Genomic DNA, 23,029 nt, shown 5'->3' on the forward strand with positions numbered 1-23,029 from the left:
CGTTGGGCGCTTAACCGAAGAAGCTCTGGCCGTTCTTGGCCATTTCACGCAGCTTCGCGGTGGGGTGATACAGCGGACCCAGATCGGCGTACTTGTCGGCCAGGGCAACGAATTCGGCTACACCGATCGAGTCGATGTAACGCAGCGCGCCGCCACGGAAGGGAGGGAAACCGATACCGTAGACCAGGCCCATGTCGGCCTCGGCCGCGGTGTCGACGATGCCGTCTTCCAGGCAGCGAACGGTTTCCAGGCACAGCGGGATCATCATCCAGTTGATGATGTCTTCGTCGCTGACTTCACGCTGCTCGTAGACGATCGGCTTGAGCACTTCGAGGACTGCCGCGTCAGCGACCTTCTTCGGCTTGCCGCGCTTGTCGGTCTCGTAGGCGTAGAAGCCCTTGCCGTTCTTCTGACCCAGGCGCTTGGCTTCGTAGAGCACATCGACGGCCGAACGACGGTCGTCCTTCATGCGGTCCGGGAAGCCCTCGGCCATGACGTCACGGCCGTGGTGGCCGGTGTCGATGCCGACCACGTCCATCAGGTAGGCCGGGCCCATCGGCCAGCCGAATTTTTCCATGATCTTGTCGATGCGCACGAAGTCGACACCGGCGCTGACCAGCTTGGCGAAGCCGCCAAAGTACGGGAACAGTACACGGTTGACCAAGAAGCCCGGGCAGTCGTTGACCACGATCGGGTTCTTGCCCATCTTCTTGGCGTAGGCCACGGTGGTGGCGACGGCCACTTCGCTGGACTTCTCGCCACGGATGACTTCGACCAGCGGCATCATGTGCACCGGGTTGAAGAAGTGCATGCCGACGAAGTTTTCCGGACGCTTGAGGGCCTTGGCCAGCAGGTTGATGGAGATGGTCGAGGTGTTGGACGCAAGGATCGCGTCTTCCTTGACCTGGCCTTCCACTTCAGCCAGTACGGCCTGCTTGACCTTGGGGTTCTCGACCACGGCTTCGACGACGATGTCGACGTTGCCGAAGTCGCCGTAGGACAGGGTCGGGCGAATCGCGTTCAGCGCTTCGGCCATTTTCGCCGGGGTCAGGCGGCCTTTTTCAACGCGCTTGCCGAGCAGCTTGGAGGCTTCGTTCAAGCCCAGCTGGATGGCGGCTTCGTTGATGTCCTTCATCAGGATCGGGGTGCCCTTGACCGCCGACTGGTAGGCGATGCCGCCGCCCATGATGCCGGCGCCGAGTACGGCGGCCTGCTTCACGTCGTGAGCGATTTCGTCGTGGGCCTTGGCTTTGCGCTTGAGCTCCTGGTCGTTGAGGAACAGGCCGATCAGGCTCTCGGCGACCGAGGTCTTGGCCAGTTTGACGAAACCTGCGGCTTCGACTTCCAGGGCCTTGTCACGACCGAAGTTGGCGGCCTTCTGGATGCTCTTGATCGCTTCGACCGGCGCCGGATAGTTCGGGCCAGCTTGACCGGCGACGAAACCCTTGGCGGTTTCGAACGACATCATCTGCTCGATGGCGTTGAGCTTGAGTTTTTCCAGTTTCGGCTGGCGCTTGGCCTTGTGGTCGAGCTCGCCGCTGATGGCGCGCTTGATCAGGTCCAGGGCCGCAGCCTGCAGCAGCTCAGGAACCACCACAGCATCGACGGCGCCGACCTTCAGCGCGTCTTCAGCACGGTTTTCCTTGCCGGCGGCAATCCACTCGATGGCGTTGTCGGCACCGATGATGCGCGGCAGGCGCACGGTACCGCCGAAGCCCGGGTAGATGCCCAGTTTGACTTCCGGCAGGCCGATCTTGGCGCTGCTGGCCATGACGCGGTAGTCCGCCGCCAGGCACATTTCCAGGCCGCCGCCCAGGGCGATGCCATTGATCGCGGCAACGGTCGGCACGGCCAGGTCTTCGAAATCGCTGAAAATCCGGTTGGCTTCCAGGTTGCCGGCGACCAGTTCGGCCTCGGGCAGCTTGAAGTTGTCGACAAACTCGGTGATGTCCGCGCCGACGATGAACACGTCCTTGCCACTGCTGACAATCACGCCCTTGATCGATGCGTCGGCTTTGATGGTGTCTACGGCCTGACGCAATTCGTTCAGGGTAAGACGGTTGAACTTGTTGACGGACTCACCCTTGAGGTCGAACTTCAGTTCGACGATGCCGCTTTCAAGAGCCTTAACCGTGATGGCTTTACCTTCGTAAATCATCAACTGATCTCCACGATATGGAAGCTGAACTGTACACGCCGATCGCTGGTGAAAGGCCCGGCCGGCCAATGGCCGTTGTTGCCGAACCCTTGCGCCAGGCACACCCGCCAGCGCGATAGTCGGGATTCTGTAAGAGCCGTCTGACAATACAAACGCTCAATTCATACGCCCGTTTGATTTGGGTATGCACACATTCAACGAAAAGATCGCCGTTGTCAAATACCCAAAAGCAGCGGCAAAACGCGACTTTCCGGTCATTTTCTGCTGAGCGCGGGTAAACCGCCGTGGCGGTGATGCTGAGCCATTCACTGGCGCGATAGTGTTCAACGGCTTACACGCCGTTACTATTGATCAACACGGAAAAAGTTGGGATTTGCAGCAGATAGCCGCGAGATGGCTACACTGGGAGAGATTGAACCTTAAGCCGGCCTGCCTGGCCTGTCCGCCCGATCTGTGAATCGGGCTTTTTATTGATGATGATCAGGCCAGCGCCTTGAGGACCTCGGCAATATCCTGCAATACAGCCGTTTCACCGCGCTCTCCCCAGTACAGGGCAACCATCTGCGGACCCGCCTCGACCTTGTAGACGCTTTCTGGCAAGCGTGCCAATTGACCGGCATGCACGGCATCGGTGCACGGCTCGCGCCACTGGTTGAGCCATACCCCAGGGGTGGTCTGCCAATAGCTCCAGCTGTCGCTGCGGCCCGGGCGCCGCGGTCGCAGGTACTGGGCACAGGGGCTTGGCGGCTCTTTGGGCAGCCAGTGTGGCCACTCCTGGGGCGCCAGTTGCATGGCCAGGCCCATGCGCCGGGCTTCCATGCGCAAGGCCATCTGGCCGCTCTGCTTGCGTGAAGGACGCAACCAGGCCAAAGGGCTGAGAATCAGCGCAAGGATTGACACCACTACCCAGACCGTCATATCTGTTGTTCCCATAAAGCTTTGCAAATGAGCTGGTTAGCCGTGGTTCGAAGCGATCAGCCTGAAACCGACCATACTTTAACTATCGCGACTGTCAGGAGAGCTTCTCATGCCCTACGAACACATACTGGTTGCCGTCGACCTGACCGAAGAATGCGACCCGGTCATCAAGCGCGCCATGAAGCTGGCTGAACCTACCCGCGCCAAGGTTTCCCTGGTGCATATCGTCGAACCCATGGCCATGGCCTTTGGCGGCGACGTGCCGATGGACCTGTCGCAGCTGCAACAGCAGCAGTTCGACCAGGCCAAGGAGCGCATGGAGCGCCTGTACAACAAGTACCCCGACATCAACCGCGGCGATTCGCACCTGACCTACGGCCAGCCGCGCCAAGAAATCCACCAGTTGGCCAAGGAGCAGAAATGCGACCTGATCGTGGTCGGCAGCCATGGCCGCCACGGCCTGGCCCTGCTGCTGGGCTCGACCGCCAATGACGTGCTGCATGGCGCACCGTGCGATGTGCTGGCGGTACGCCTGCAGAAAAAAGCCGAGTAAACCTCTGGCGGACCCGGCGCACTTTCAAGCGCCGGGCCCTGCCCCTCAGCTGTCGAGCTCAGCCCAGCGCTCGACCAGCACGTCCAGTTCGCCCTGCATCTTCTCCAGGCTTGCCAGTACGGCGCTGGTCTGCTCGATCGGGCGCTGGTAGAAGGCCGGGGCAGCAATTTCTTCCTGCACCGCAGCCATCTTCTGCTCCAGTGCGTCGATCTGGCCCGGCAGGGCTTCGAGCTCGCGCTGCAGCTTGTAGCTGAGCTTTTTCTTCGGCGCGTCAACCGCTGCTGGTGCTGCTACCGACGCAGGTGCCACGGCCTCGACCACTGCCGTGTTGAGCTCGGACTTGCCCGACTTGCTTTCGGTGACGCCGAGCAGCTTCGGCGAACCGCCCTGGCGGATCCAGTCCTGGTAGCCACCGACGTATTCGCGCACCTTGCCCTCGCCTTCGAACACCAGGGTGCTGGTGACCACGTTATCGAGGAAGGCCCGGTCGTGGCTGACCATCAGCACGGTGCCCTTGAACGCCGACAGCACTTCTTCGAGCAGCTCGAGGGTCTCGACGTCGAGGTCGTTGGTCGGTTCGTCGAGCACCAGCAGGTTGGCCGGCTTGCTGAACAGTTTGGCCAGCAGCAGGCGCGCACGCTCACCACCGGACAAGGCCTTGACCGGCGTGCGGGCACGCTGCGGGCTGAACAGGAAGTCGCCCAGGTAGCTCAGCACGTGACGGCTCTGGCCGTCGATGTCGATGAAATCGCGACCTTCGGCGAGGTTGTCGATCACGGTCTTTTCCAGGTCCAGCTGATGGCGCAGCTGGTCGAAATAGGCCACTTCCAGACGGGTGCCGGACTCGACCTTGCCGCTGGTGGGCTCAAGATCGCCGAGCATCAGCTTGAGCAGCGTAGTCTTGCCGGTGCCGTTGGCGCCGAGCAGGCCGATGCGGTCTTCGCGCTGCAGGACCATGGAGAAGTCCTTGACCAGCTGCGGGCCGTTGGGGTGGCTGAAGCTGACATTTTCCAGGACCATCACCTGCTTGCCGGATTTCTCCGCGACATCAAGCATGATGTTGGCCTTGCCCTGGCGCTCGCGGCGTTCGCTGCGCTCAACACGCAGGGCCTTGAGGGCGCGTACGCGACCTTCGTTGCGGGTACGCCGGGCCTTGATGCCCTGGCGGATCCACACTTCTTCCTGGGCCAGCTTCTTGTCGAACAGGGCGTTGGCGGTTTCTTCGGCCGCCAGCGCCGCCTCCTTGTGCACCAGGAAGCTTGCGTAGTCGCCGTTCCAGTCGATCAGGCCGCCGCGGTCCAGCTCGAGGATGCGCGTGGCCAGGTTCTGCAGGAAGGAACGGTCGTGGGTGATGAACAGCACGGCGCCGCCGAAACCACTGAGGGCATCTTCAAGCCAGGCAATGGCGCCGATGTCCAGGTGGTTGGTCGGTTCGTCGAGCAGCAGCAGGTCAGGCTCGGACACCAGCGCCTGGGCCAGCAGCACGCGGCGGCGCCAGCCACCGGAGAGCTCGGCCAGGGTCTTGTCGGCCGGCAATTGCAGGCGGCTCAGGGTGCTGTCAACCAGTTGCTGCAGGCGCCAGCCATCGCGCGACTCAAGGTCGTGCTGGACATGCATGAGCTTTTCCAGGTCGGCATCGCTATGGATGTTCTGGCTCAGGTGGTGGTATTCGGCCAGCAAGGCGCCGACGCCATCGAGACCTTCGGCTACCACGTCGAACACGGTACGGCCGTCAGCCACCGGCAACTCTTGCGGCAGCTCGCCGATCTTCAGGCCCGGGGCACGCCAGACGTCGCCTTCATCAGGCTTCTGATCGCCCTTGACCAGGCGCAGCATGCTCGACTTGCCAGTGCCGTTGCGGCCGATGATGCACACCCGCTCACCACGGGCGATCTGCCAGGACACCTTGTCCAACAACGGCGTGGCGCCGAACGCAAGGGACACATCGCTTAATTTGAGCAGGGTCATGATCTTCTCCAAAAACCGGGCGCGCATTCTACCCGACTTGGGCCGGCTTCACATTAAGCAGCGCGTCCTACTGTACCTTCCGACGACGGGCCGCTTCTTTACAACCAGATACAAGCACAATGCTTTCATCCGCCTGTTGCAACCGGCTAAGCTAAGGCAATGCAACTCCAACAGTGCTGGCTTCGCCGTCACTTTTCATGGTCAAACTGCCCGGAAGTCTCATGCGCAGCCGCCTGTTCTGCCTCGTATCCAGCCTGCTTCTCACTGCCTCGGCAGTGGGTGTCGCCCAGGCCACCGACATCACCCAGCAACGTCAATACTACGATGAAGCCAAACGCGCCCTGGCCAAGGGCGACAAGGGCCCGTACCTGCGTTACGCCGATGCCCTGCGCGATTATCCGTTGACGCCTTACCTGGCCTACGACGAACTCACCGCCCGGCTTAAAACTGCCAGCAACGACGAAATCGAGAAATTCCTCGCCGCCCACGGCGACCTGCCCCAGGCTAACTGGATGAAGCTGCGCTGGTTGCGCTGGCTGGCCGAGCGCGGCGACTGGGCGACCTTCACCAAGTACTACGATCCAAAGCTCAATTTCACCGAGCTGGACTGCCTCAACGGCCAGTACCAGCTCAGCCACGGCCTGCGCGCCGAAGGCTTCGCCAGCGCCGAGAAACTCTGGCTGGTCGGCAAGTCGCAACCGGCTGCCTGCGATGCCCTGTTCGAACGCTGGGCCGCCGAAGGCCAGTTGACCGAGCAAAAACGCTGGGAGCGCGCCAAGCTGGCGGCCCAAACCCGCAACTATGCGCTAGCCAACACCCTGGTCAAGAGCCTCAACACCCTGGCGCCGCAGGGCCGCCTGCTGATCGACGTGGCGCAAAAGCCCGAGTTGCTCAACCAGCCCGGGCGCTTCACTCCGGTCAACGAGGCGATGTCCGACGTGGTCAGCCTCGGCCTGCGCCGCCTGGCCCGCCAGGACCCGGAGCGGGCCATGAGCCTGCTCGACGACTACGCCAACCGCATGCATTTCTCCCGCGACGAAAAGGTCGCCATCGCCCGCGAAATCGGCCTGACCCTGGCGCGCCGCTACGACCCGCGGGCGCTGGATCTGATGACCCGCTACGACCCGGAGCTGCGTGACAACACCGTCACCGAATGGCGCCTGCGCCTGCTGCTGCGCCTGGGCCGCTGGGAAGATGCCTACGAGCTGACCAAGCGCCTGCCCCAGGACCTGGCCAGCAGCAACCGCTGGCGCTACTGGCAGGCGCGCAGCCTGGAGCTGGCGCAGCCGAAGAACCCGCAGATCCCGCTGCTGTACAAAACCGTGGCCCGTGAGCGCGACTTCTACGGCTTCCTCGCCGCCGACCGCGCGCAAACCCCCTACCAGTTGAACAACAAGCCGCTGGTACTCAGCCAGCAGCTCATCAACAAGGTACGCAACACTCCCGGGGTCAAACGTGCACTGGAGTTCCACGCCCGGGGGCAGATCGTCGACGGTCGCCGCGAGTGGTATCACGTCAGCCGGCACTTCAACCGTGACGAGATGGTCGCCCAGGCCAAGCTGGCCTATGACATGCGCTGGTACTTCCCGGCCATTCGCACCATCAGCCAGGCCAAGTACTGGGACGACCTGGACATCCGCTTCCCGATGGCCCACCGCGACACCCTGGTGCGCGAGGCCAAGGTGCGCGGCCTGCATTCGAGCTGGGTGTTTGCCATCACCCGCCAGGAAAGCGCGTTCATGGACGATGCCCGCTCAAGCGTTGGCGCCAGTGGCCTGATGCAACTGATGCCGGCCACCGCCAAAGAGACCGCGCGCAAGTTCAGCATCCCGCTGGCCTCGCCGGCGCAGGTGTTCAACCCGGACAAGAACATCCAGCTCGGCGCTGCCTACCTGAGCCAGGTGCACAGCCAGTTCAACGGCAACCGCGTGCTCGCCTCGGCCGCCTACAACGCCGGGCCAGGCCGGGTACGCCAGTGGCTGCGTGGCGCCGACCACCTGAGCTTTGACGTTTGGGTCGAGTCGATCCCGTTCGACGAGACACGCCAGTACGTGCAGAACGTGCTGTCGTATTCGGTGATCTACGGGCAAAAGCTCAATTCGCCGCAGCCGCTGGTGGACTGGCATGAGCGGTATTTTGACGATCAGTGATTGATGCCATCGCGGGGCAACGCCTCGACTTGCCCCGCGATAGAAGTCCACAGCCGAACTACTCCAGCACCGTCACTGCCATCCCCACCTCAAGCCTTCCTACCCCATCGGCCACCAGGTTCTGGCCAAACAGCACATCGCCTTCCTTCTGCCGGTAGGTTTGCAAGGTCGCCAGTGGTTCACGGTCCGGGCTGCGTTCGCCGGTCTGCGGGTCGATGGTGGTCATGATGCAGCGCTCGCAGGGCTTGAGCACCCGGAATTCGACCTCGCCGATACGGATGCGCTTCCAGCCATCCTCGGCAAAGGCAGCACTGCCCTCCACCACCAGGTTGGGACGAAAGCGCAGCATCTGCAGCGGCCGCCCGACCTTCGCTACCAGGTCATCCAGCGATGCCTGGCCAATCAGCAGCAAGGGAAAACCATCGGCGAACGCCACACGGTCGCTGTTCAGGCCATACCCACTGGGCAGGAAGCGTGCACGTTGATCGGGCACGTAAACCAGGCGCACGTCCTTGCCGATGAATGCACTAAGCCACTGCGCGGCCGCATCGCCGGCATCGGGTACGCGAAAGGTGTCGCGCCAGATAGTGATACCGCGCAGGTCGTTTTCGGGCTCGGGTACGGCCACGTGCAGCGTGGGATGGCCCGGCGCCTCAAGGGTGAGGCTGCCATCGGCGTTGTGCAGCGCGGCCAGCTGGGTCATCTGCGGGTACATGCGCTGGGTCAGGAAGCGCCCGTTGGCGCGCTCCACGAGCAGCCAGCGGCGGTCCCCGCTCAACCCCAGAAGGTCCAGCGAGGAAGTCTGCAGCGCCTCACCGCGCGCTGATTTGAGCGGGTATCGGTACAACGCACTGAGGCGCATCATGACCTGCCTTGTGTCGGTTAAAGCCCTAGCTTATACCGACTCAGGCCGTGGCTTCATCCAGCATCAGCCGCTGGCGCACGACATCGACCAGCTTGTCGGGCTGGAACTTGGAAAGGAAGTTGTCGCAGCCGACCTTCTTCACCATCGATTCGTTGAAGCTGCCCGACAGCGACGTGTGCAGCACCACGTACAACGAACGCAGGCGCGGGTCGTTGCGGATTTCAGTGGTCAGGCGGTAGCCGTCCATTTCCGGCATTTCGGCATCGGTGAAGACCATCAGCAGCTTCTCGCAAACATCCTCGCCGGCATCGGCCCAGCCCTTGAGCATGCGCAGCGCCTTGAGGCCATCGCTGGCCACATGCATTTTCACTCCCAGTTGCGACAAGGTGTCGCGCAACTGCGCCAGGGCCACGGTAGAGTCGTCGACCAGCAGTACTTCGCGGCCGCGGGCACGGGCCAGCACCGGGTCTTCGAGTTTGTCGCGCGAGACCTTGGCGCTGTACGGGACGATTTCCGCCAGAACCTTCTCGACGTCGATGATTTCCACCAGTTGCTCGTCGACCTTGCTGATCGCCGTCAGGTAGTGCTGGCGACCGGCGCTGGTCGGCGGCGGCATGATGGCTTCCCAGTTCATGTTGACGATACGGTCGACGCCGCCGACCAGGAAGGCCTGCACCGAGCGGTTGTATTCGGTGACGATGATGGTGCTGCCCGGGCCTGGCTCCAGCGGGCGCATGCCGATGGCCTGGGACAGGTCGATCACCGGCAGGGTCTGGCCGCGCAGGTTGACCACGCCGCAGACGTACGCATGGCGCTGCGGCATCAGGGTCAGCTTGGGCATCTGCAGCACTTCCTGGACCTTGAACACGTTGATCGCGAACAGTTGCCGGCCAGCCAGGCGGAACATCAGGATTTCCAGGCGGTTCTCGCCCACCAGCTGCGTTCTTTGGTCTACCGTGTCGAGAATGCCAGCCATCGAAGAGCCCCCAAGGTGTGTCGAAAATGATCCCAATGGCCCTGTATCGGCCGTTTGCCGCAGAGCTTGACCCTGTGAAGAAAATGCTCCGCAGCCCATTGATGTCATTTTACCATCATGCTTTACTGCGCTCACCTCTCCGCTGTCGCAAACACCCGCAAAGGGTCGTATCGAAAACACCGCATCAGGGAATCCCCTAGTGACAATCGGGTGAGACCTGATGTTCGCAATATCCATTAGCCATTAATGTGACGCCATTCTCATTGCATGAACGGAGTCAGGCTTTTGTCAGCGATCGCCTCATGGTGGCCAGCCCCTGCTCCAGCCTTACGCGCTGGAGCCAAATGATGGCTAACGACGCACTGCACAACAGCGCCCTGCAGGATTTCCTGATCGACGCCCAGGTGCTGCTGACCAAGGCAGAGGAATGCCTGCTGCACCTGCAACTGATCGACAACGATCCGGATGCCTGTCACTGCCTCAACGATACCCTGGCCACCCTGGTAGAACGCGCACAGGCCCTTGGCCTGGTCGAGGTCGCAAGCTACAGCCAACATCTGCAGGCACTGCTGGAACCCGCACAGGCGCAACCGGCATTGCAAGGTGAAGCCCTGCAAGCCCTGGAAAGCTGCCTGACCCTGCTGGCCTGGCAGCTGGAGTTGATCGATCCGCACACCGGCCGCCTGAGCCTGGATACCGAGGAACAGGTGCAGTTGCTCGACACCCTGGCCACCGCTCTGAGCCCGCAGGAGGCTCTGGCCTGCGACTCTTGCATCGAAACCCGGCACACTTGCGAACACCCCGCCCCTTCAATGGCTGCGCCCACCAGCGCGAACGCCACTGCACTTTCTTCGCCGACCAGGGGCAACTAAGGGACATAACAATACTGCCCCGGCGAGATTAACCAAGCCTGTGACGAGTGCACACTAAGACCCAACTTAGTGTATTTCCAGGTCTCTCTAATTATCTGCAACAAACATTTCGTTTAATTGATTTCGGGCAAAATCCCAGCCCCGCAAACTGATGGCAAAATGCTAGATTCGAAGACAATCGGAACCGTCGTACCAGCCCGTAAAATCTGGCTATTCAGTCAGTTATCAGAGTTCGCGACCAATTGTATTTGAAGTGATACCATGCGCGCTGATGGACACATGCACCTTACCCGGATCTCCCCAGACACCGCGTGCAGACTTTCATCGCGGTTACCCCGGCGCCGGCATTTAAACGTTATTGAAGGCAATTCGACAAACGCCTCTAGTTCGACCTTTGCAAGGCTTTCAACAGCGATATTTCAGTGGCTTCAATTTCTATGTTCTCAAGCCTCAAGACACTCAAGCGCTGGCACCCCGGAGCCTCTCTGTTGCGCTGGGCAACCGCCCTGCTGTGCCTGGCTTCGGTTGCCGTCAACCTGGCCTTGTACCTGCTTGAGCAACCGCTGCCAGGCATCGCCCTGGCCCTGCAACTGGTTGCCCTGTCGAGCATTGCCTGGCAACTGCGCCAGTGGGCGCGCTCGATTGCCCTGCGCCCGGCGGAACTGGCCGACCGCCTGCTCAAAGTGCAGGAAAGCGAACGCCAGCGCCTGAGCCGCGAACTGCACGACGATATCGGCCAGTTGCTGACCGCCGCCAAACTCCAGGCCGACTGGCTCGCGCGCCGCGCTCCGAGCGAGCTGCAGGAGCACTGCAAAACCTTGCGCAGCACCCTGGACGACACCCTGGCCAGCGTGCGCGATGTTTCGGCCATCCTCAACCCAAGACAACTGTCCAGCCTGGGCCTGGAAGCCAGCCTGCGCGCGCACCTGCTGCGCGCCCTGGAAAACACCGAGGTGCACTGGAGCCTGGAATGCCGCCAGCGCCTGGGCGGCCTCCCGGAAGATATGGCCATCGCCGCCTTTCGCATTACCCAAGAGGCGGTGACCAACATCCTGCGTCACGCCAAGGCAAAGAACCTGGTGGTGCGCATTCAGCGCCAGCCCGAAGGCCTGGCGTTGTCGATCAGCGATGACGGCCTGGGCTTTTCGCCGGCCAGCAGCCCAGCCGATGAAGGCCAGCGCGGCATGGCCGGAATGCTCGAGCGCGTCGGCCTGCTCAATGGCACACTGTCGGTCAACAGCCAGCCCGGCCTGGGCACCCAGATCGACGCCCTGTTCCCCTGGCCTGCGCGCACCCTCGAACGCGCCAAGACAAGTAACGTCCCATGACCTGTACATTGCTGTTGGTCGATGACCATTCACTGATTCGCGCAGGTGTGCGCGCGCTGGTGTCCGACATTCCCGGCTATGCCGTGATCGGCGAAGCCAACGACGGCAGCCAGGTGCCGGAACTGGTCATGCAACTGGACCCGGACATCGTCCTGCTGGATATCTCCATGCGCTGCACCAGCGGCCTGGATGCCCTGACCCGCCTGCGCGCCCTGGGCTGTCGCAGCAAGGTGCTGATCCTCTCCATGCACACCGACCCGGAGCTGATCATGCAGGCCCTGGAAAGCGGCGCCCATGGCTACCTGCTCAAAGACACCACCGCCACCGAGCTTGAACAGGCACTGGCAGCACTGCGCGGCAACGAGCGCTACCTGAGCCCGGCGATTGCCCACACGGTAATCAACCAGGCCCTGCTGCGCGCCCAGTCGGGCAAGCCGGAGACAGCGGAAAAGCACAACCTCACCGCCCGCCAACTGGAAATCCTGCGCCTGATCGTGCGCGGCAAGTCGACCCGGGAAATCGCCCAGGGCCTGGGCTTGAGCATCAAGACCGTGGAAACCCACCGCTCGCAGATCATGAAACGCCTGCAGATCTACGACGTCGCCGGCCTGGTGCTGTTTGCCGTGCGCGAGCAAATCATCAGCCTCGACGACTAAGCAGCGGCGAGTCGACCGGCAGGTGCACGCGCAAGGCCGCGGGCAGCACTTCAAAACGCAGGTTGTCGCCCTGCAGGGGCTCACCATCGAGGTTGATGTCCAGGCCTTGCGAGCTTCTGATCTCGACCCATGGCAAGCGCGCACGGACAAACATGCTGTCCAGCCCCAGGCCATCGCTGAGCAGGCCGCGCAAGGTGCCGACCACTTCCTGGGGTGCCGGCAGGATGCTGATGTCGAGCAAACCATCATCAACCTGCGCCTGGGGGCACAGCGCATGCCCGCCGCCGGCCTGCCGCCCGTTGCCGATGCCCAGCGCCAGCAACTCGCCCTGCCACTGGAAATCCGGGCCGTGCAGCGCCACCGAGGCTGCGCGCAGCTCACTAAAACGCGACAGGCCGGTGAACAGGTAGGCCGCCGCACCCAATACCTTTTTCAGGTCTTCGGAGGTGTTGGCGGTAACCTGGCTGCCGAAACCACCGGTGGCCATGTTCAGGAATACCTGCCCACCCACCTCGCCCAGGTCAATGGCCCGGGCCGGTACTTCCAGCAGCATCAGCGCCTGCGCCGGCTCCAGCGGCACGCCGGCAGCCTTGGCAAAATCGTTGGCGGTGCCCAGCGCCAGCAACACCAGGCTGGCGTCAGCGTCGGCACGCACCATGGCCTCGGCGACATCGCGCAGGGTGCCATCGCCACCCGCAGCCACCAAGTGCGGGTAGCCGGCGGCCAGCGCTTCTTCGACCAGGCGCTGGGCGTCGCCCCCCTCCCAGGTCAGGCGCACGTCCAACTGCCAGCCGCGCTCTCGCATGCCGGTCACCGCAGCACGCACCTCTTCGTTCATGGCCTGCTTGCCATGCAGGATCATCAATGCCTTTTGCTGCGCCATGTGTGCGTTCCCCGATGAATTGAGCGTCGAGTATCTCGACCGTTTCCGGCGTCCCTTTACTGCATTGCAGGTAACGTTTCAGCAGAGTTTCGCATGCCATTCACACAAATATCATTGAAAGCTTCGTCGCCGAGGGGCATCATTCGACAAATATTTGGCCTTCATGGACGATGCCAGTGGTAAAAGTCATTTTATTGACTCATTGCGCAAAAGCCTGCCAGGTTGCTCTGTTTACTTTTGCTGCACTGCCCAGGCAGTGCCCCTGACTCGAGGCTGTGAGATGAGTGTTCTGATCCCTTGCATCATCGCTGGCGGCGCCGGCACCCGCCTGTGGCCGGTATCGCGCGAAACCATGCCCAAGCCGTTCATGCGCCTGCCCGACGGCCAGAGCCTGCTGCAGAAGACCTTCGCCCGCGCCAGTTGCCTGGCCGATGTCGAACGGATCCTGACGGTGACCAACCGCGAGGTGTTCTTCCGCACCCAGGACGAATTCCGCCAGCTGAACAAGGCCAACCTGGCCCTGGACTACATCCTCGAACCCTTTGGCCGCAATACCGCCGCCGCCATTGCCGCTGCCGCCCTGCACTGCGCCCGGCTGTACGGTGAGGATGCGCAATTGCTGGTGCTGCCAGCCGATCACCTGATCAACGACCTCAGCGCCTTCGACCAGGCCGTCAGCCAGGCCCGCTTGCTGGCTGCCCAGGGCTGGCTGACCACCTTCGGCCTGCTGCCGACCCGTGCTGAAACCGGTTTTGGCTACATCGAAAAAGGCCAGGCCCTGGATGCCCACGGCTTCAGGGTTGCCCGCTTTGTCGAAAAGCCCGACGCCGACACCGCCCAGCAGTACCTCGATGGCGGCCAGCACCTGTGGAATGCCGGGATGTTCTGCATGCGTGTCGACGCCATCCTGCATGAACTGGAACAGCACGCCCCGCAACTGCTGGCGGCGGTCAATCACTGCCTGGCCCTGAGCCCGTGCAAGGAAGGCGCCCGTGAGTGCCAGGTGGAACTGGACCCGGACAGCTTCGCCCTGGTGCCGGACATTTCCATCGACTATGCCGTGATGGAGACCTCGCAACAGGTCGCGGTACTGCCCAGCCAGCTGGGCTGGAGCGATATCGGCAGCTGGGAGGCGGTGCGCGAGCTCAAGGCCGGTGATCATCAAGGCAATCGCTGCACCGGCGAAACCGTGCTGCACGATGTGCACAATTGCTATATCGACTCGCCAAGGCGCCTGGTCGGCGCGGTGGGCCTGGACAACCTGATTATCATCGACACCCCCGATGCCCTGCTGATTGCCGATGCCGCGCGCAGCCAGGAGGTCAAGGTGATTGCCCAGCAGCTCAAGCGCCAGGGCCACGACGCGTTCCGCCTGCACCGCACGGTCAACCGCCCGTGGGGCACCTACACGGTGCTCGAGGAAGGCCCGCGGTTCAAGATCAAGCGCATCATGGTCCGCCCCGAGGCTTCGCTGTCGCTGCAGATGCATCATCACCGCAGCGAGCACTGGATCGTGGTCAGCGGCATGGCCTGTGTGACCAATGGTGAAGAGGAATTTCTGCTCGATACCAACGAATCGACCTTCATCAAACCCGGCCGGGTACACCGCCTGACCAACCCGGGGGTGATCGATCTGGTAATGATTGAAGTACAAAGTGGCGAATACCTGGGCGAGGATGACATCGTGCGCTTTACTGATATCTATGGACGCGCCCCGGAGCCAGCCGCAAGCTGATTCCCCCGGCGCGTCCATTTTTATCTGCATGCCGTTACCCGCCTGAACACAGAGGAAAGGGGTCATGCGCGTACTCTGGACACTACCCTACCTGCCCTGGCCCACCACCAGCGGCGGTAAAACACGGCAATACCACCTGCTGCGCAGCCTGGCGCAGCGGGGTCACCGCATCACCCTGCTGGTGCAATCGAAAATCCCGCCCAGCGACGCGGCCCGACAGGCCTTGGAACCTTTGCTCGAACGCCTGATCGTGCTACCCAGGCGCCCCTTCCACAGCCCCCTGAACCTGCTGGCGGCGATCTACCCCAGCTATCCGATGCGCGCCAGCATCAATGGCCTGGCGCCGCACCTGCGCCACTGCTTCGAGCAATTGCTGGAAGAGCCCTGGGATGTCATCCAGATCGAGCACAGCTACAGCTTCCAGCCGTTCGAAAAGGCCCTGCAGGCTCGCGGGCTGCCGTTCGTGCTCAGCGAGCACAACATCGAATCGGTCAATGGCGCCGCTTGCCACGACCGCTTGCCACTGTGGCTGCGACCGTTCAATGCCTTTGATCGCTGGCGTTACCGGCGCTGGGAAAACCGCGTGCTCAGCCAGGCCCATGAAGTGGTAGCGGTCAGCCCAACCGACGCCGAACACATCAGCCAGGCGACCGGCGCTGCGGTGTCGGTGGTGATCAATGGCGTGGATTGCGCGCATTACCAGGATATCCAGCCGTCGCTGTGCAGCCAGCGCCTGCTGTTCGTCGGCAATTTCGAATACGGCGCCAACCTTGAAGCCATCGAATGGGCGCTGGAAGACATTCTGCCGCAAGTCTGGCTGAGCAACCCCGCAGTACGCCTGGCCGTGGTTGGCCACGCCTTGCCGCCCAGCTGGAAACTGCGCTGGAGCGACCCGCGAATCGAATGGATTGGCTACCTGCCTGACCTGCGCGAGCTGCAACGCAACTCGGCGATCTTCTTTGCGCCGCTACGTTATGGCGGCGGCTCGAAGATCAAGATACTGGAAGCCATGGCCGCCGGGCTGCCGGTGGTAACCACGGCCAAGGGCGTGTCAGGCCTGCAGGTGACCCATGGCGAGCACTACCTGGCCAGTGACGACGGCGACCAGCTGGCGTTGATGATTAACCAACTGCTCAATCAGCCCTGGCGCCTGCGCCAGCTGTCGCAAGCGGCGCGGGAGTTTGTCTGCAGCCGGCACGACTGGAGCATCGCCGCTGCCCAGCTGGAAAGCGTGCATGCGCGCCCCAGCCTGCGCGCGCCGAGCGGTGCCACCCTGGTGGGCGACACCCTGCTCAGCCGTTCAACCAAGTAGCTCGCTCAAGGGAATGAACTGCACGATATCGCCCTTGCCCGGGGTCTGGCCCTCACGGACTTCGACCAGGCCCTCGGCCCAGGCGGCGCTGCGCAGCACACCCGAGCTCTGGTTCTTGTAGATCAATGCGCTGCCCTGCTCCAGGCGCCCGCGCAGGTATTCGCGGCGAGTGCCAGCCTTGGGCCAGTCGAACCCGGCCGGCACCGCGAACTGCAGCGGCGTGACCTCGGTAACGCCCTGGCGGCGCAACAGGTAGGGGCGGGTCAGCAGGCCGAAGGTCACCAGGGTCGAAGCCGGATTACCCGGCAAGCCAATGACCGGGACGCCCTTGTAATGACCGAAGGTCAGCGGCTTGCCCGGCTTGATTGCCAGCTTCCACAGCGACAGTTCGCCCTCTTCACGCAGGGCGATGCCCAGGTAATCGGCCTCGCCCACCGAAACACCGCCAGTGGAAAGGATCAGGTCGACACCCTGCAGGGCAGCCAGGCAGTTGCGGGTTTTCTCCAGGTCATCGGCCAGAATGCCAGCGTCGATCACCTCACAGCCCAGACGTTGCAGCCAGCTGCCGAGCAGCCGCCGGTTGCTGTTGTAGATCTGCCCGGGCCCCAGGGGCAAGCCGGGCTCGACCAATTCGTCGCCGGTCGACAGCACAGCGACCTTGACCCGCCGCACGACGCTCAGCTCGGCGCACCCCAAGGAAGCCGCCAGGCCCAGCTCGATCGGCCCCAGGCGCGTACCCGCGGCCAAAACCGCCTCGCCAGCGCGGGTTTCCTGCCCTTGCGGGCGAATGTTCTGACCAACGCGCAGCGCCTCGGTAAAGCGCACGCGCTGATCGTCCAGGACGTCGGCGTTTTCCTGCATCTCAACGCAATCCGCCCCCACCGGCACCGGCGCCCCGGTAAAGATCCGCGCACAGGTACCCGGCTGCAACGGCTCGGGTGAATGCCCGGCGAATACCCGCTGGCTGACCGTCAAGGGCTCGCCCGTCCAGTCGGCCAGGCGCAGCGCGTAGCCGTCCATGGCGCTGTTGGGCCAGGGCGGCAGGTCGAGGCTCGAGACCAGCTCATGTGCCAGCACGCGGCCCTCGGCGTCGGCCAGGGCGACCTGCTCGGTAGCGGTGATAGGCGCGGCTTCGGCCAGCGCCAGCAGTTTTGCCAGGGCTTCTTCGACCGGCATCAGTTGAGTGTGCATGGGCGCCTCAACCACGGCTTTCGCAGGGCGCGGCCTGCTTGAGGTGGGTGACGAAGTTGCACGGGCGATGACGGGCGTCGAGCTGCTCGGCAAGGATGCCGTCCCAGCCGGTACGCACGGCGTTGGTCGAGCCCGGCAGGCAACACACCAGGGTGCCGTTGGCCAGCCCGGCCAGGGCCCGGGACTGCACGGTGGAGGTACCGATATCGGCCAGGGAGATATGCCGGAACAGCTCGCCAAAGCCATCGACTTGCTTGTCCAGCAGGCAGGCCACGGCTTCCGGGGTGCTATCGCGCCCGGTAAAGCCGGTACCGCCGGTGATCAGCACCACCTGCACCTGCTCATCGGCGATCCAGGTGGCGACCTGGGCGCGAATCTTGTACAGATCGTCCTTGAGCAGCACCCGCGCCGCCAGAGCGTGGCCGGCCTCGCTCAGGCGGTCGACGAACACCTGGCCGGAGGTGTCGGTTTCCAGGGTGCGGGTATCGCTGACCGTCAGGACGGCAATGTTCAGCGGCACGAAAGGTACATCTGCCTTGGCTTTCATGGGACCTTGAATCCATTGATAGGAACGAATGAGCGGTGTTATATCACAGCCCTGCCTGCCTCGCGCCCGCCAGCGGCCCAGGCATTGTTGCCGGTCAATAATGCTAGATTGCCGCTATGCTGAAATCTGCATGGAACTTGCGCAGGCGCCATGCGTCTCAAGAAACATTACGCACCATCCTTTACTGGAGAAACACAATGATTCAACGGACTCTTCCCGCTTTCCTGCTCGCCCTGGGTCTTGGCACTCTGGCTGGCTGCGCTTCGCCGACCGTCATTACCCTGAACGACGGCCGCGAAATCCAGGCGGTCGATACTCCGCAATACGACGAAGACTCGGGCTTCTACGAATTCGAACAACTGGACGGCAAACGCACCCGCATCAACAAGGACCAGGTCCGTACCGTCAAGGACCTGTGAGCTGATCGACAGGCCGCCTCTGGGGCTTGTCGAGGAGAAGATTTTGAGTAATATTTTCTCCATCGGAGTGTAGCGCAGCCAGGTAGCGCGTCTCGTTCGGGACGAGAAGGCCGCAGGTTCGAATCCTGTCTCTCCGACCACTTTACTCAGCAAAAAGCCCGCCCTCGCGCGGGCTTTTTCGTGCCTGGCAGACGAGCAGCAGTGGCCAGCATTGCGCGGCGGCGACGCTGCCAGCAGAATGCGCGCCTTTTTGAACATTAAGGTTGATTCACATGCGTAAGACTCTTGCCGCCCTGACCCTGGGCCTTTTGTGCGCACAAGGCGCCATGGCCGGTGATGGCCAGACCGCTGTAGGCGGTGGCCTGGGTGGTGTTCTGGGTAACGTGGTCGGGCAGAAGCTTGGCGGCAGCACCGGTGCGGCCATTGGTGCCGGCGTCGGCGGCGCGGCAGGCAGTGCCATGGGCGCGAAAAAAGGCAACAAGACCAAGGCGGCCATTGGTGGCGGCCTGGGTTCGGCCGGTGGCTCGCTGGTCGGCGGCAAGCTCGGTGGCAGCACCGGCTCGGCAATTGGCGCAGGCCTGGGCGGCGCGGCTGGTGGTGCGTTGGGTAACAACCTGGCGGACAGTCATCGCAAGAAACGCCACTGATCCGCAACCGAGTAGCCGGCGATATTTTTGCCAGGCCAGAAACAAACAAGCCCCTGAACAGGGGCTTGTTTGTTTCTGGCAAAGCGAAAGCTTACAGCGCAGGCTCAGCCTGTACCGCAGCTGCCTCTTCCGGCAGCACCGGAACGTACAGCAGGTTCAGACGCGAACTGCTCCACTCACGGGTCTTGTTGGTCAGCTCAAGGTTGTTGTTGAGCTTCTGGCCGTAGGTCGGCACGATTTCCTTCAGCTTGGCCTGCCACTCAGGGGTCTTGATGCGATCCTTGAAGGTCTTTTCCAGCACGCTCAGCATGATCGGCGCAGCGGTCGAAGCACCTGGCGAGGCGCCCAGCAGCGCGGCAATGGTGCCGTCCTGGGCAGCAACGACTTCGGTACCGAACTGCAGGATGCCGCCGTGCTCAGGGTCCTTCTTGATCACCTGGACGCGTTGACCGGCCTGCAGCAGTTTCCAGTCTTCGTTCTTGGCGTTCGGGAAGTACTCGCGCAGGGCCGCCATGCGGTCATCGAAGCTCAGCATCAACTGACCCATCAGGTAGGTGCTCAGGTCGATGTTGTCGATACCGGCGTGGGTCATCGGCATGATGTTGTGGGTGGTCAGCGCAGCGAACATGTCCAGCAGCGAGCCGTTCTTCAGGAACTTGGTCGAGAAGGTGGCGAACGGGCCGAACAGCAGCACTTCCTTGCCGTCGATCACGCGGGTGTCCAGGTGCGGAACCGACATTGGCGGCGCACCAACCGAAGCCTTGCCGTACAGCTTGGCCTTGTGGCGGGCAACGATGTCCTGGTTGTCGGTCATCAGGAACTGGCCACCGACCGGGAAGCCGGCATAGCCGTCAGCTTCAGGGATGCCCGATTTCTGCAGCAGCTTCAGCGCGCCACCACCGGCACCGATGAAGACGAACTTGGCCTTGATGCTGCTCTCGACGCCCTTGTTGGCCAGGTCAGCGACGACCACGGTCCAGGTGTTGTCGGCGTTACGGACGATGTCACGGACTTCGTGCTGGACGTGCAGCTTGACGTTGTCGTGCTTGGTCAGCGAGGCGAACAGCTGGCGGGTGATCTCGCCGAAGTTGACGTCGGTGCCGATCGGCATGCGGGTGGCGGCGATCTTCTGGTCGGCAGCGCGGCCTTCCATCACGATCGGTACCCACTTCTTGATCTGCTCGTGGTCTTCGGAGTACTCCATGCCACGGAACAGCGAGCTGTGCTGCAGGGCTTCATGACGCTTCTTGAGGAACTCGACGTTCTTGTCGCCCCAGACGAAGCTCATGTGCGGCACGTTATTGATGAACGAGGTCGGGTTGCTCAGCACTTTCTGCTCGACCTGGTAGGCCCAGAACTGCTTGGAGATCTCGAACTGCTCGTTGACGCCAACGGCCTTGCTGATGTCGATCTTGCCGTCGGCACCTTCGCTGGTGTAGTTCAGCTCGCAGAACGCGGAGTGACCGGTACCGGCGTTGTTCCAGGCGTTGGAGCTTTCTTCGGCGACCTTGTCCAGGCGCTCGTAGATGTCGATCGACCAACCGGGCTCCAGCTCATTGAGGTAGGTACCCAGGCTTGCACTCATGATGCCGCCGCCGATCAGCAGCACGTCTACGGTTTTCTCGGGCTCACTGGGCTTGGAGCAACCGATGACACTCAGGCACAGGAGCGTCAGCAGGATTTTTTTCATAGTTCAATCCAATTGAAGTGAAGTAATTGGCAATGACCGCAGGTCCCGTAGTGCACGCCCGGATTCTTGTTGTTGCTCGCGCAGTCCAAGGCTTAGCGTAGCTGGTGCTCGGGCAATCGGCCCGGACACCCGCGCACTGGATGGCGGCTGGGGTTGTTCGATGGATCGGGAACGGTCGTCACGCCAGACGCGGGGCATGGCCGCCGCTGTCAGGGTGGGTCGCCTTAAAGCAGGAAGCGGGCCAACTTTTACAAGACCAACGGCTAATAGCTAGGACGTGTCGTCGCACCCCAACTTTAACGGTTTAGCTGGCGACAATCCGCCACATTGCCAGGCCTTTACCGCTGGATGTGGCGGATTTCCCCCGCTTTTGCTCAAGCACTCAGGCGCGCAGTGACCTCCCCCAACTGCCCGGACAAGCCGTGCAAGTGCTGCCCGGCCTGCTCGGTCTGCTGCACCGCCTGCTGGTTGGTGGTGGCAATCCGGGTGATTTCCACCAGGTTGCGCGAGATGTCCTCGGCAACACTGGTCTGTTCTTCCGCCGCCGTGGCGATCTGCCGGTTCATGTCGCGGATAGCCTCGACGGCAACGGTGATGCGCTGCAGCATCTGCCCGGCCTGCTGCACCTGCTCGGCGCCCTCCTCGCTGCGCTGCTGGCCGCTCTCGATGGCTTTTACCGCCGCCACGGCGCCAGACTGCACGGCGCTGATGATCTGGTTGATCTCGGCAATCGACGCGGCCGTACGCTGGGCCAGGCTGCGCACCTCATCGGCGACCACGGCAAAGCCGCGTCCCGCCTCACCGGCCCGTGCCGCCTCGATGGCGGCGTTGAGCGCCAGCAGGTTGGTCTGCTCGGCAATCGCGCGGATCACTTCCAGCACCTTGCCGATGCGGTCGCTGTCGGCTTCCAGATGGCGAATCACCTTGGCGGTGTCGGCAATTTCCTGGTTGACCCCGGCAATGGTGGCAATGGTTGCCTGCATCACCTGCTCGCCGGCCTGAGCGCTGTGGTCGGCTTCATCGGCGGCGCGCGCGGCGTCGGCGGCATGGCGGGCGACTTCCTGGGCGGTCGCCGACATTTCATGCATGGCCGTAGCGACCTGGTCGGTACGCTGGAACTGGTCGTCGGTGCCGCGGGCCATGTTGCCGGCAATGCCGCGCAGCTCGCCGCTGGCGCTTTCCAGCTCACCGGCATTGCGCTGCAGGCGGCTGAAGGTGTCGGCAAGAAAGTCGCGCAGAGTATTGGCCGCCACCGCCAGCCGCCCCAGCTCATCCTGGCGATCGCTGGCGACCCGCGCGGCGAAGCGCCCCTGGCTCAACTGCGCGACATAATCGATCAAGCCACGGATCGGCTCGATCAGGCTGCGGTTGACCAGCCACAGACTGAACAGCCCGACCAGCAACGCCGAGCCGAACATCACCAGCAGCCCCAGCCAGACCGTACGCTCTGCCGACTGGTTGATGGTCTGGGCACGCGCCTGGGCATCGCTGCGCAACTGGCTGACCAACTCACTCATTTGCTCGCTGGCAGCGCGGTCAACACCTTTGACTGCCTGATCGCCTACAACAGGATCAGCGCCCGCCGCCAGAAACGCCTGACGCCCCTGTGCGTAAGCCTGACCCAACTGTCGGTGGCTGGCCTTGAGTTGCTCGGCACGGCCCTTGAGCGGCTGCTCGCTGCGGGCGATCAACTGGTCAAGGATGCCCTGCACCTGCTGCTCACGGGCCAGGAACTGCTGCCAGTACTTGTCCAGCTCAGCGGGCTGCTTGCCGCGCAGCAGCACGTTCTTCCACTCCTGGACCTGGACCTTGAACTGCAGGTTGGCTTCATCGATCAACTGCGACGCCTGCAATGGCCCGTCGATCAGCTGGCCGTAGCCGCGCACGCTGGAGGACAGCAACTGAAAGCACACCAGGGCGATCAGCAGGATCGCCGCCAGGCTGCCGCCGAGCAGGGCGAGAATTTGCACTCTGAGGGATTTACGCAACATCGAAAGAAGTCCCGGAACAAGGAATAAGGGAGCGGCGCCACTCGGCGCCAACCAGGCAAAGACGTCCCTGTCCTCGTTCGCTGGCCACTGACGGCAGGCCAAAAAAAAGCTGCCATCGATCGATAGCAGCCAGGTTCGAGCATTACGCAACAGCTGGAACAGATAGTCTC

The 23,029-nt window shown here is 62.8% G+C and carries 19 protein-coding genes, 1 tRNA gene and 1 pseudogene; 10 read left to right on the forward strand and 11 right to left on the reverse strand.

Annotation, left to right across the window (positions count from 1 at the left end):
* Nucleotides 1–10: 10 nt before the first annotated feature.
* Both fadB and LOY22_RS18215 read right to left on the reverse strand, forming a co-directional pair.
* Nucleotides 11–2,158 carry a fatty acid oxidation complex subunit alpha FadB gene (gene fadB / locus LOY22_RS18210; RefSeq protein ID WP_045194915.1) on the reverse strand — a complete coding sequence of 716 codons (2,148 nt, stop codon included), beginning with the start codon at nt 2,156–2,158 and terminating at the stop codon, nt 11–13.
* Nucleotides 2,159–2,638: 480 nt separating this feature from the next.
* A complete protein-coding gene (locus tag LOY22_RS18215; RefSeq protein ID WP_045194916.1) occupies nt 2,639–3,076 on the reverse strand; it encodes a hypothetical protein in 438 nt (145 codons plus the stop codon).
* 109 nt (nt 3,077–3,185) lie between these two features.
* Between LOY22_RS18215 and LOY22_RS18220 the strand changes: the two genes are divergently transcribed.
* A complete protein-coding gene (locus LOY22_RS18220; RefSeq protein ID WP_045194918.1) occupies nt 3,186–3,629 on the forward strand; it encodes a universal stress protein in 444 nt (147 codons plus the stop codon).
* A gap of 45 nt (nt 3,630–3,674) precedes the next feature.
* On the opposite strand, the gene LOY22_RS18225 is transcribed toward LOY22_RS18220, so the two are convergent.
* On the reverse strand, nt 3,675–5,597 hold the full coding sequence (locus LOY22_RS18225) for an ATP-binding cassette domain-containing protein (RefSeq protein ID WP_213603648.1): 1,923 nt from the start codon (nt 5,595–5,597) through the stop codon (nt 3,675–3,677).
* Between the two features lie 221 nt (nt 5,598–5,818).
* On the opposite strand from LOY22_RS18225, the gene LOY22_RS18230 reads away from it, so the two are divergent.
* On the forward strand, nt 5,819–7,747 hold the full coding sequence (locus LOY22_RS18230; RefSeq protein ID WP_093380758.1) for a transglycosylase SLT domain-containing protein: 1,929 nt from the start codon (nt 5,819–5,821) through the stop codon (nt 7,745–7,747).
* 58 nt (nt 7,748–7,805) lie between these two features.
* Here LOY22_RS18230 and LOY22_RS18235 read toward each other — a convergent pair whose 3' ends face one another.
* Entirely contained in the window at nt 7,806–8,612 is an 807-nt protein-coding gene (locus LOY22_RS18235; protein ID WP_082075398.1) for an MOSC domain-containing protein, read from the reverse strand.
* A 40-nt stretch (nt 8,613–8,652) separates the two neighbouring features.
* Nucleotides 8,653–9,588, reverse strand: a complete 936-nt coding sequence (locus tag LOY22_RS18240; RefSeq protein ID WP_038994319.1) for a chemotaxis protein CheV — start codon at nt 9,586–9,588, stop codon at nt 8,653–8,655.
* Nucleotides 9,589–9,935: 347 nt separating this feature from the next.
* Here LOY22_RS18240 and LOY22_RS18245 point away from each other — a divergent pair, with 347 nt between their 5' ends.
* From LOY22_RS18245 to LOY22_RS18255, 3 genes are all read left to right on the forward strand, one after another.
* Nucleotides 9,936–10,460 (forward strand): histidine kinase, encoded by a 525-nt coding sequence (locus LOY22_RS18245; protein WP_082075399.1) that lies wholly within the window; start codon nt 9,936–9,938, stop codon nt 10,458–10,460.
* A gap of 488 nt (nt 10,461–10,948) precedes the next feature.
* Nucleotides 10,949–11,788, forward strand: coding sequence for a sensor histidine kinase (locus LOY22_RS18250; RefSeq protein WP_371128641.1), 840 nt, complete (start codon nt 10,949–10,951; stop codon nt 11,786–11,788).
* Entirely contained in the window at nt 11,785–12,444 is a 660-nt protein-coding gene (locus tag LOY22_RS18255; protein ID WP_045194934.1) for a response regulator transcription factor, read from the forward strand. The genes LOY22_RS18250 and LOY22_RS18255 overlap by 4 nt, the downstream gene beginning before the upstream one ends.
* On the opposite strand, the gene yegS is transcribed toward LOY22_RS18255, so the two are convergent.
* The gene (yegS, locus tag LOY22_RS18260) at nt 12,428–13,327 is read right to left on the reverse strand and encodes a lipid kinase YegS (RefSeq protein ID WP_258594356.1); all 900 of its coding nucleotides are present in this window, start codon (nt 13,325–13,327) and stop codon (nt 12,428–12,430) included. The two genes, LOY22_RS18255 and yegS, sit on opposite strands and share 17 nt — an antisense overlap.
* 280 nt (nt 13,328–13,607) lie before the next feature.
* Between yegS and LOY22_RS18265 the strand changes: the two genes are divergently transcribed.
* On the forward strand, nt 13,608–15,062 hold the full coding sequence (locus tag LOY22_RS18265; protein WP_258594358.1) for a mannose-1-phosphate guanylyltransferase/mannose-6-phosphate isomerase: 1,455 nt from the start codon (nt 13,608–13,610) through the stop codon (nt 15,060–15,062).
* A gap of 64 nt (nt 15,063–15,126) precedes the next feature.
* On the forward strand, nt 15,127–16,374 hold the full coding sequence (locus LOY22_RS18270; protein WP_045194940.1) for a glycosyltransferase family 4 protein: 1,248 nt from the start codon (nt 15,127–15,129) through the stop codon (nt 16,372–16,374).
* Here LOY22_RS18270 and glp read toward each other — a convergent pair.
* Nucleotides 16,363–17,565, reverse strand: coding sequence for a gephyrin-like molybdotransferase Glp (gene glp / locus LOY22_RS18275; RefSeq protein WP_195884688.1), 1,203 nt, complete (start codon nt 17,563–17,565; stop codon nt 16,363–16,365). The genes LOY22_RS18270 and glp overlap by 12 nt on opposite strands.
* Before the next feature lie 7 nt (nt 17,566–17,572).
* Nucleotides 17,573–18,112: a molybdenum cofactor biosynthesis protein B gene (moaB, locus tag LOY22_RS18280; protein ID WP_045194944.1), complete on the reverse strand. Its 540-nt coding sequence runs from the start codon at nt 18,110–18,112 to the stop codon at nt 17,573–17,575.
* Between the two features lie 197 nt (nt 18,113–18,309).
* Between moaB and LOY22_RS18285 the strand changes: the two genes are divergently transcribed.
* The 3 genes from LOY22_RS18285 (at nt 18,310) to LOY22_RS18295 (ending at nt 19,178) form a co-directional block, all read left to right on the forward strand.
* On the forward strand, nt 18,310–18,531 hold the full coding sequence (locus LOY22_RS18285) for a YgdI/YgdR family lipoprotein (RefSeq protein WP_010223359.1): 222 nt from the start codon (nt 18,310–18,312) through the stop codon (nt 18,529–18,531).
* Nucleotides 18,532–18,594: 63 nt separating this feature from the next.
* A tRNA-Pro gene (locus tag LOY22_RS18290) sits at nt 18,595–18,671 on the forward strand.
* 132 nt (nt 18,672–18,803) lie between these two features.
* On the forward strand, nt 18,804–19,178 hold the full coding sequence (locus tag LOY22_RS18295) for a bacteriocin (RefSeq protein WP_038994310.1): 375 nt from the start codon (nt 18,804–18,806) through the stop codon (nt 19,176–19,178).
* 91 nt (nt 19,179–19,269) lie between these two features.
* Here the strand turns inward: LOY22_RS18295 and mqo are convergent, their stop codons facing one another.
* From mqo to LOY22_RS27130, 3 genes and pseudogenes are all read right to left on the reverse strand, one after another.
* Complete coding sequence (gene mqo, locus LOY22_RS18300) at nt 19,270–20,868, reverse strand: malate dehydrogenase (quinone) (RefSeq protein WP_045194946.1); 1,599 nt, start codon at nt 20,866–20,868, stop codon at nt 19,270–19,272.
* Nucleotides 20,869–21,242: 374 nt separating this feature from the next.
* Nucleotides 21,243–22,010, reverse strand: coding sequence for a methyl-accepting chemotaxis protein (locus LOY22_RS27125; RefSeq protein WP_408980599.1), 768 nt, complete (start codon nt 22,008–22,010; stop codon nt 21,243–21,245).
* A gap of 165 nt (nt 22,011–22,175) precedes the next feature.
* Nucleotides 22,176–22,859: pseudogene (locus LOY22_RS27130) on the reverse strand (methyl-accepting chemotaxis protein); the annotation flags it as partial.
* Nucleotides 22,860–23,029 lie beyond the last annotated feature (170 nt).

The organism is Pseudomonas sp. B21-035 (assembly GCF_024748945.1).
Taxonomy (GTDB): domain Bacteria; phylum Pseudomonadota; class Gammaproteobacteria; order Pseudomonadales; family Pseudomonadaceae; genus Aquipseudomonas.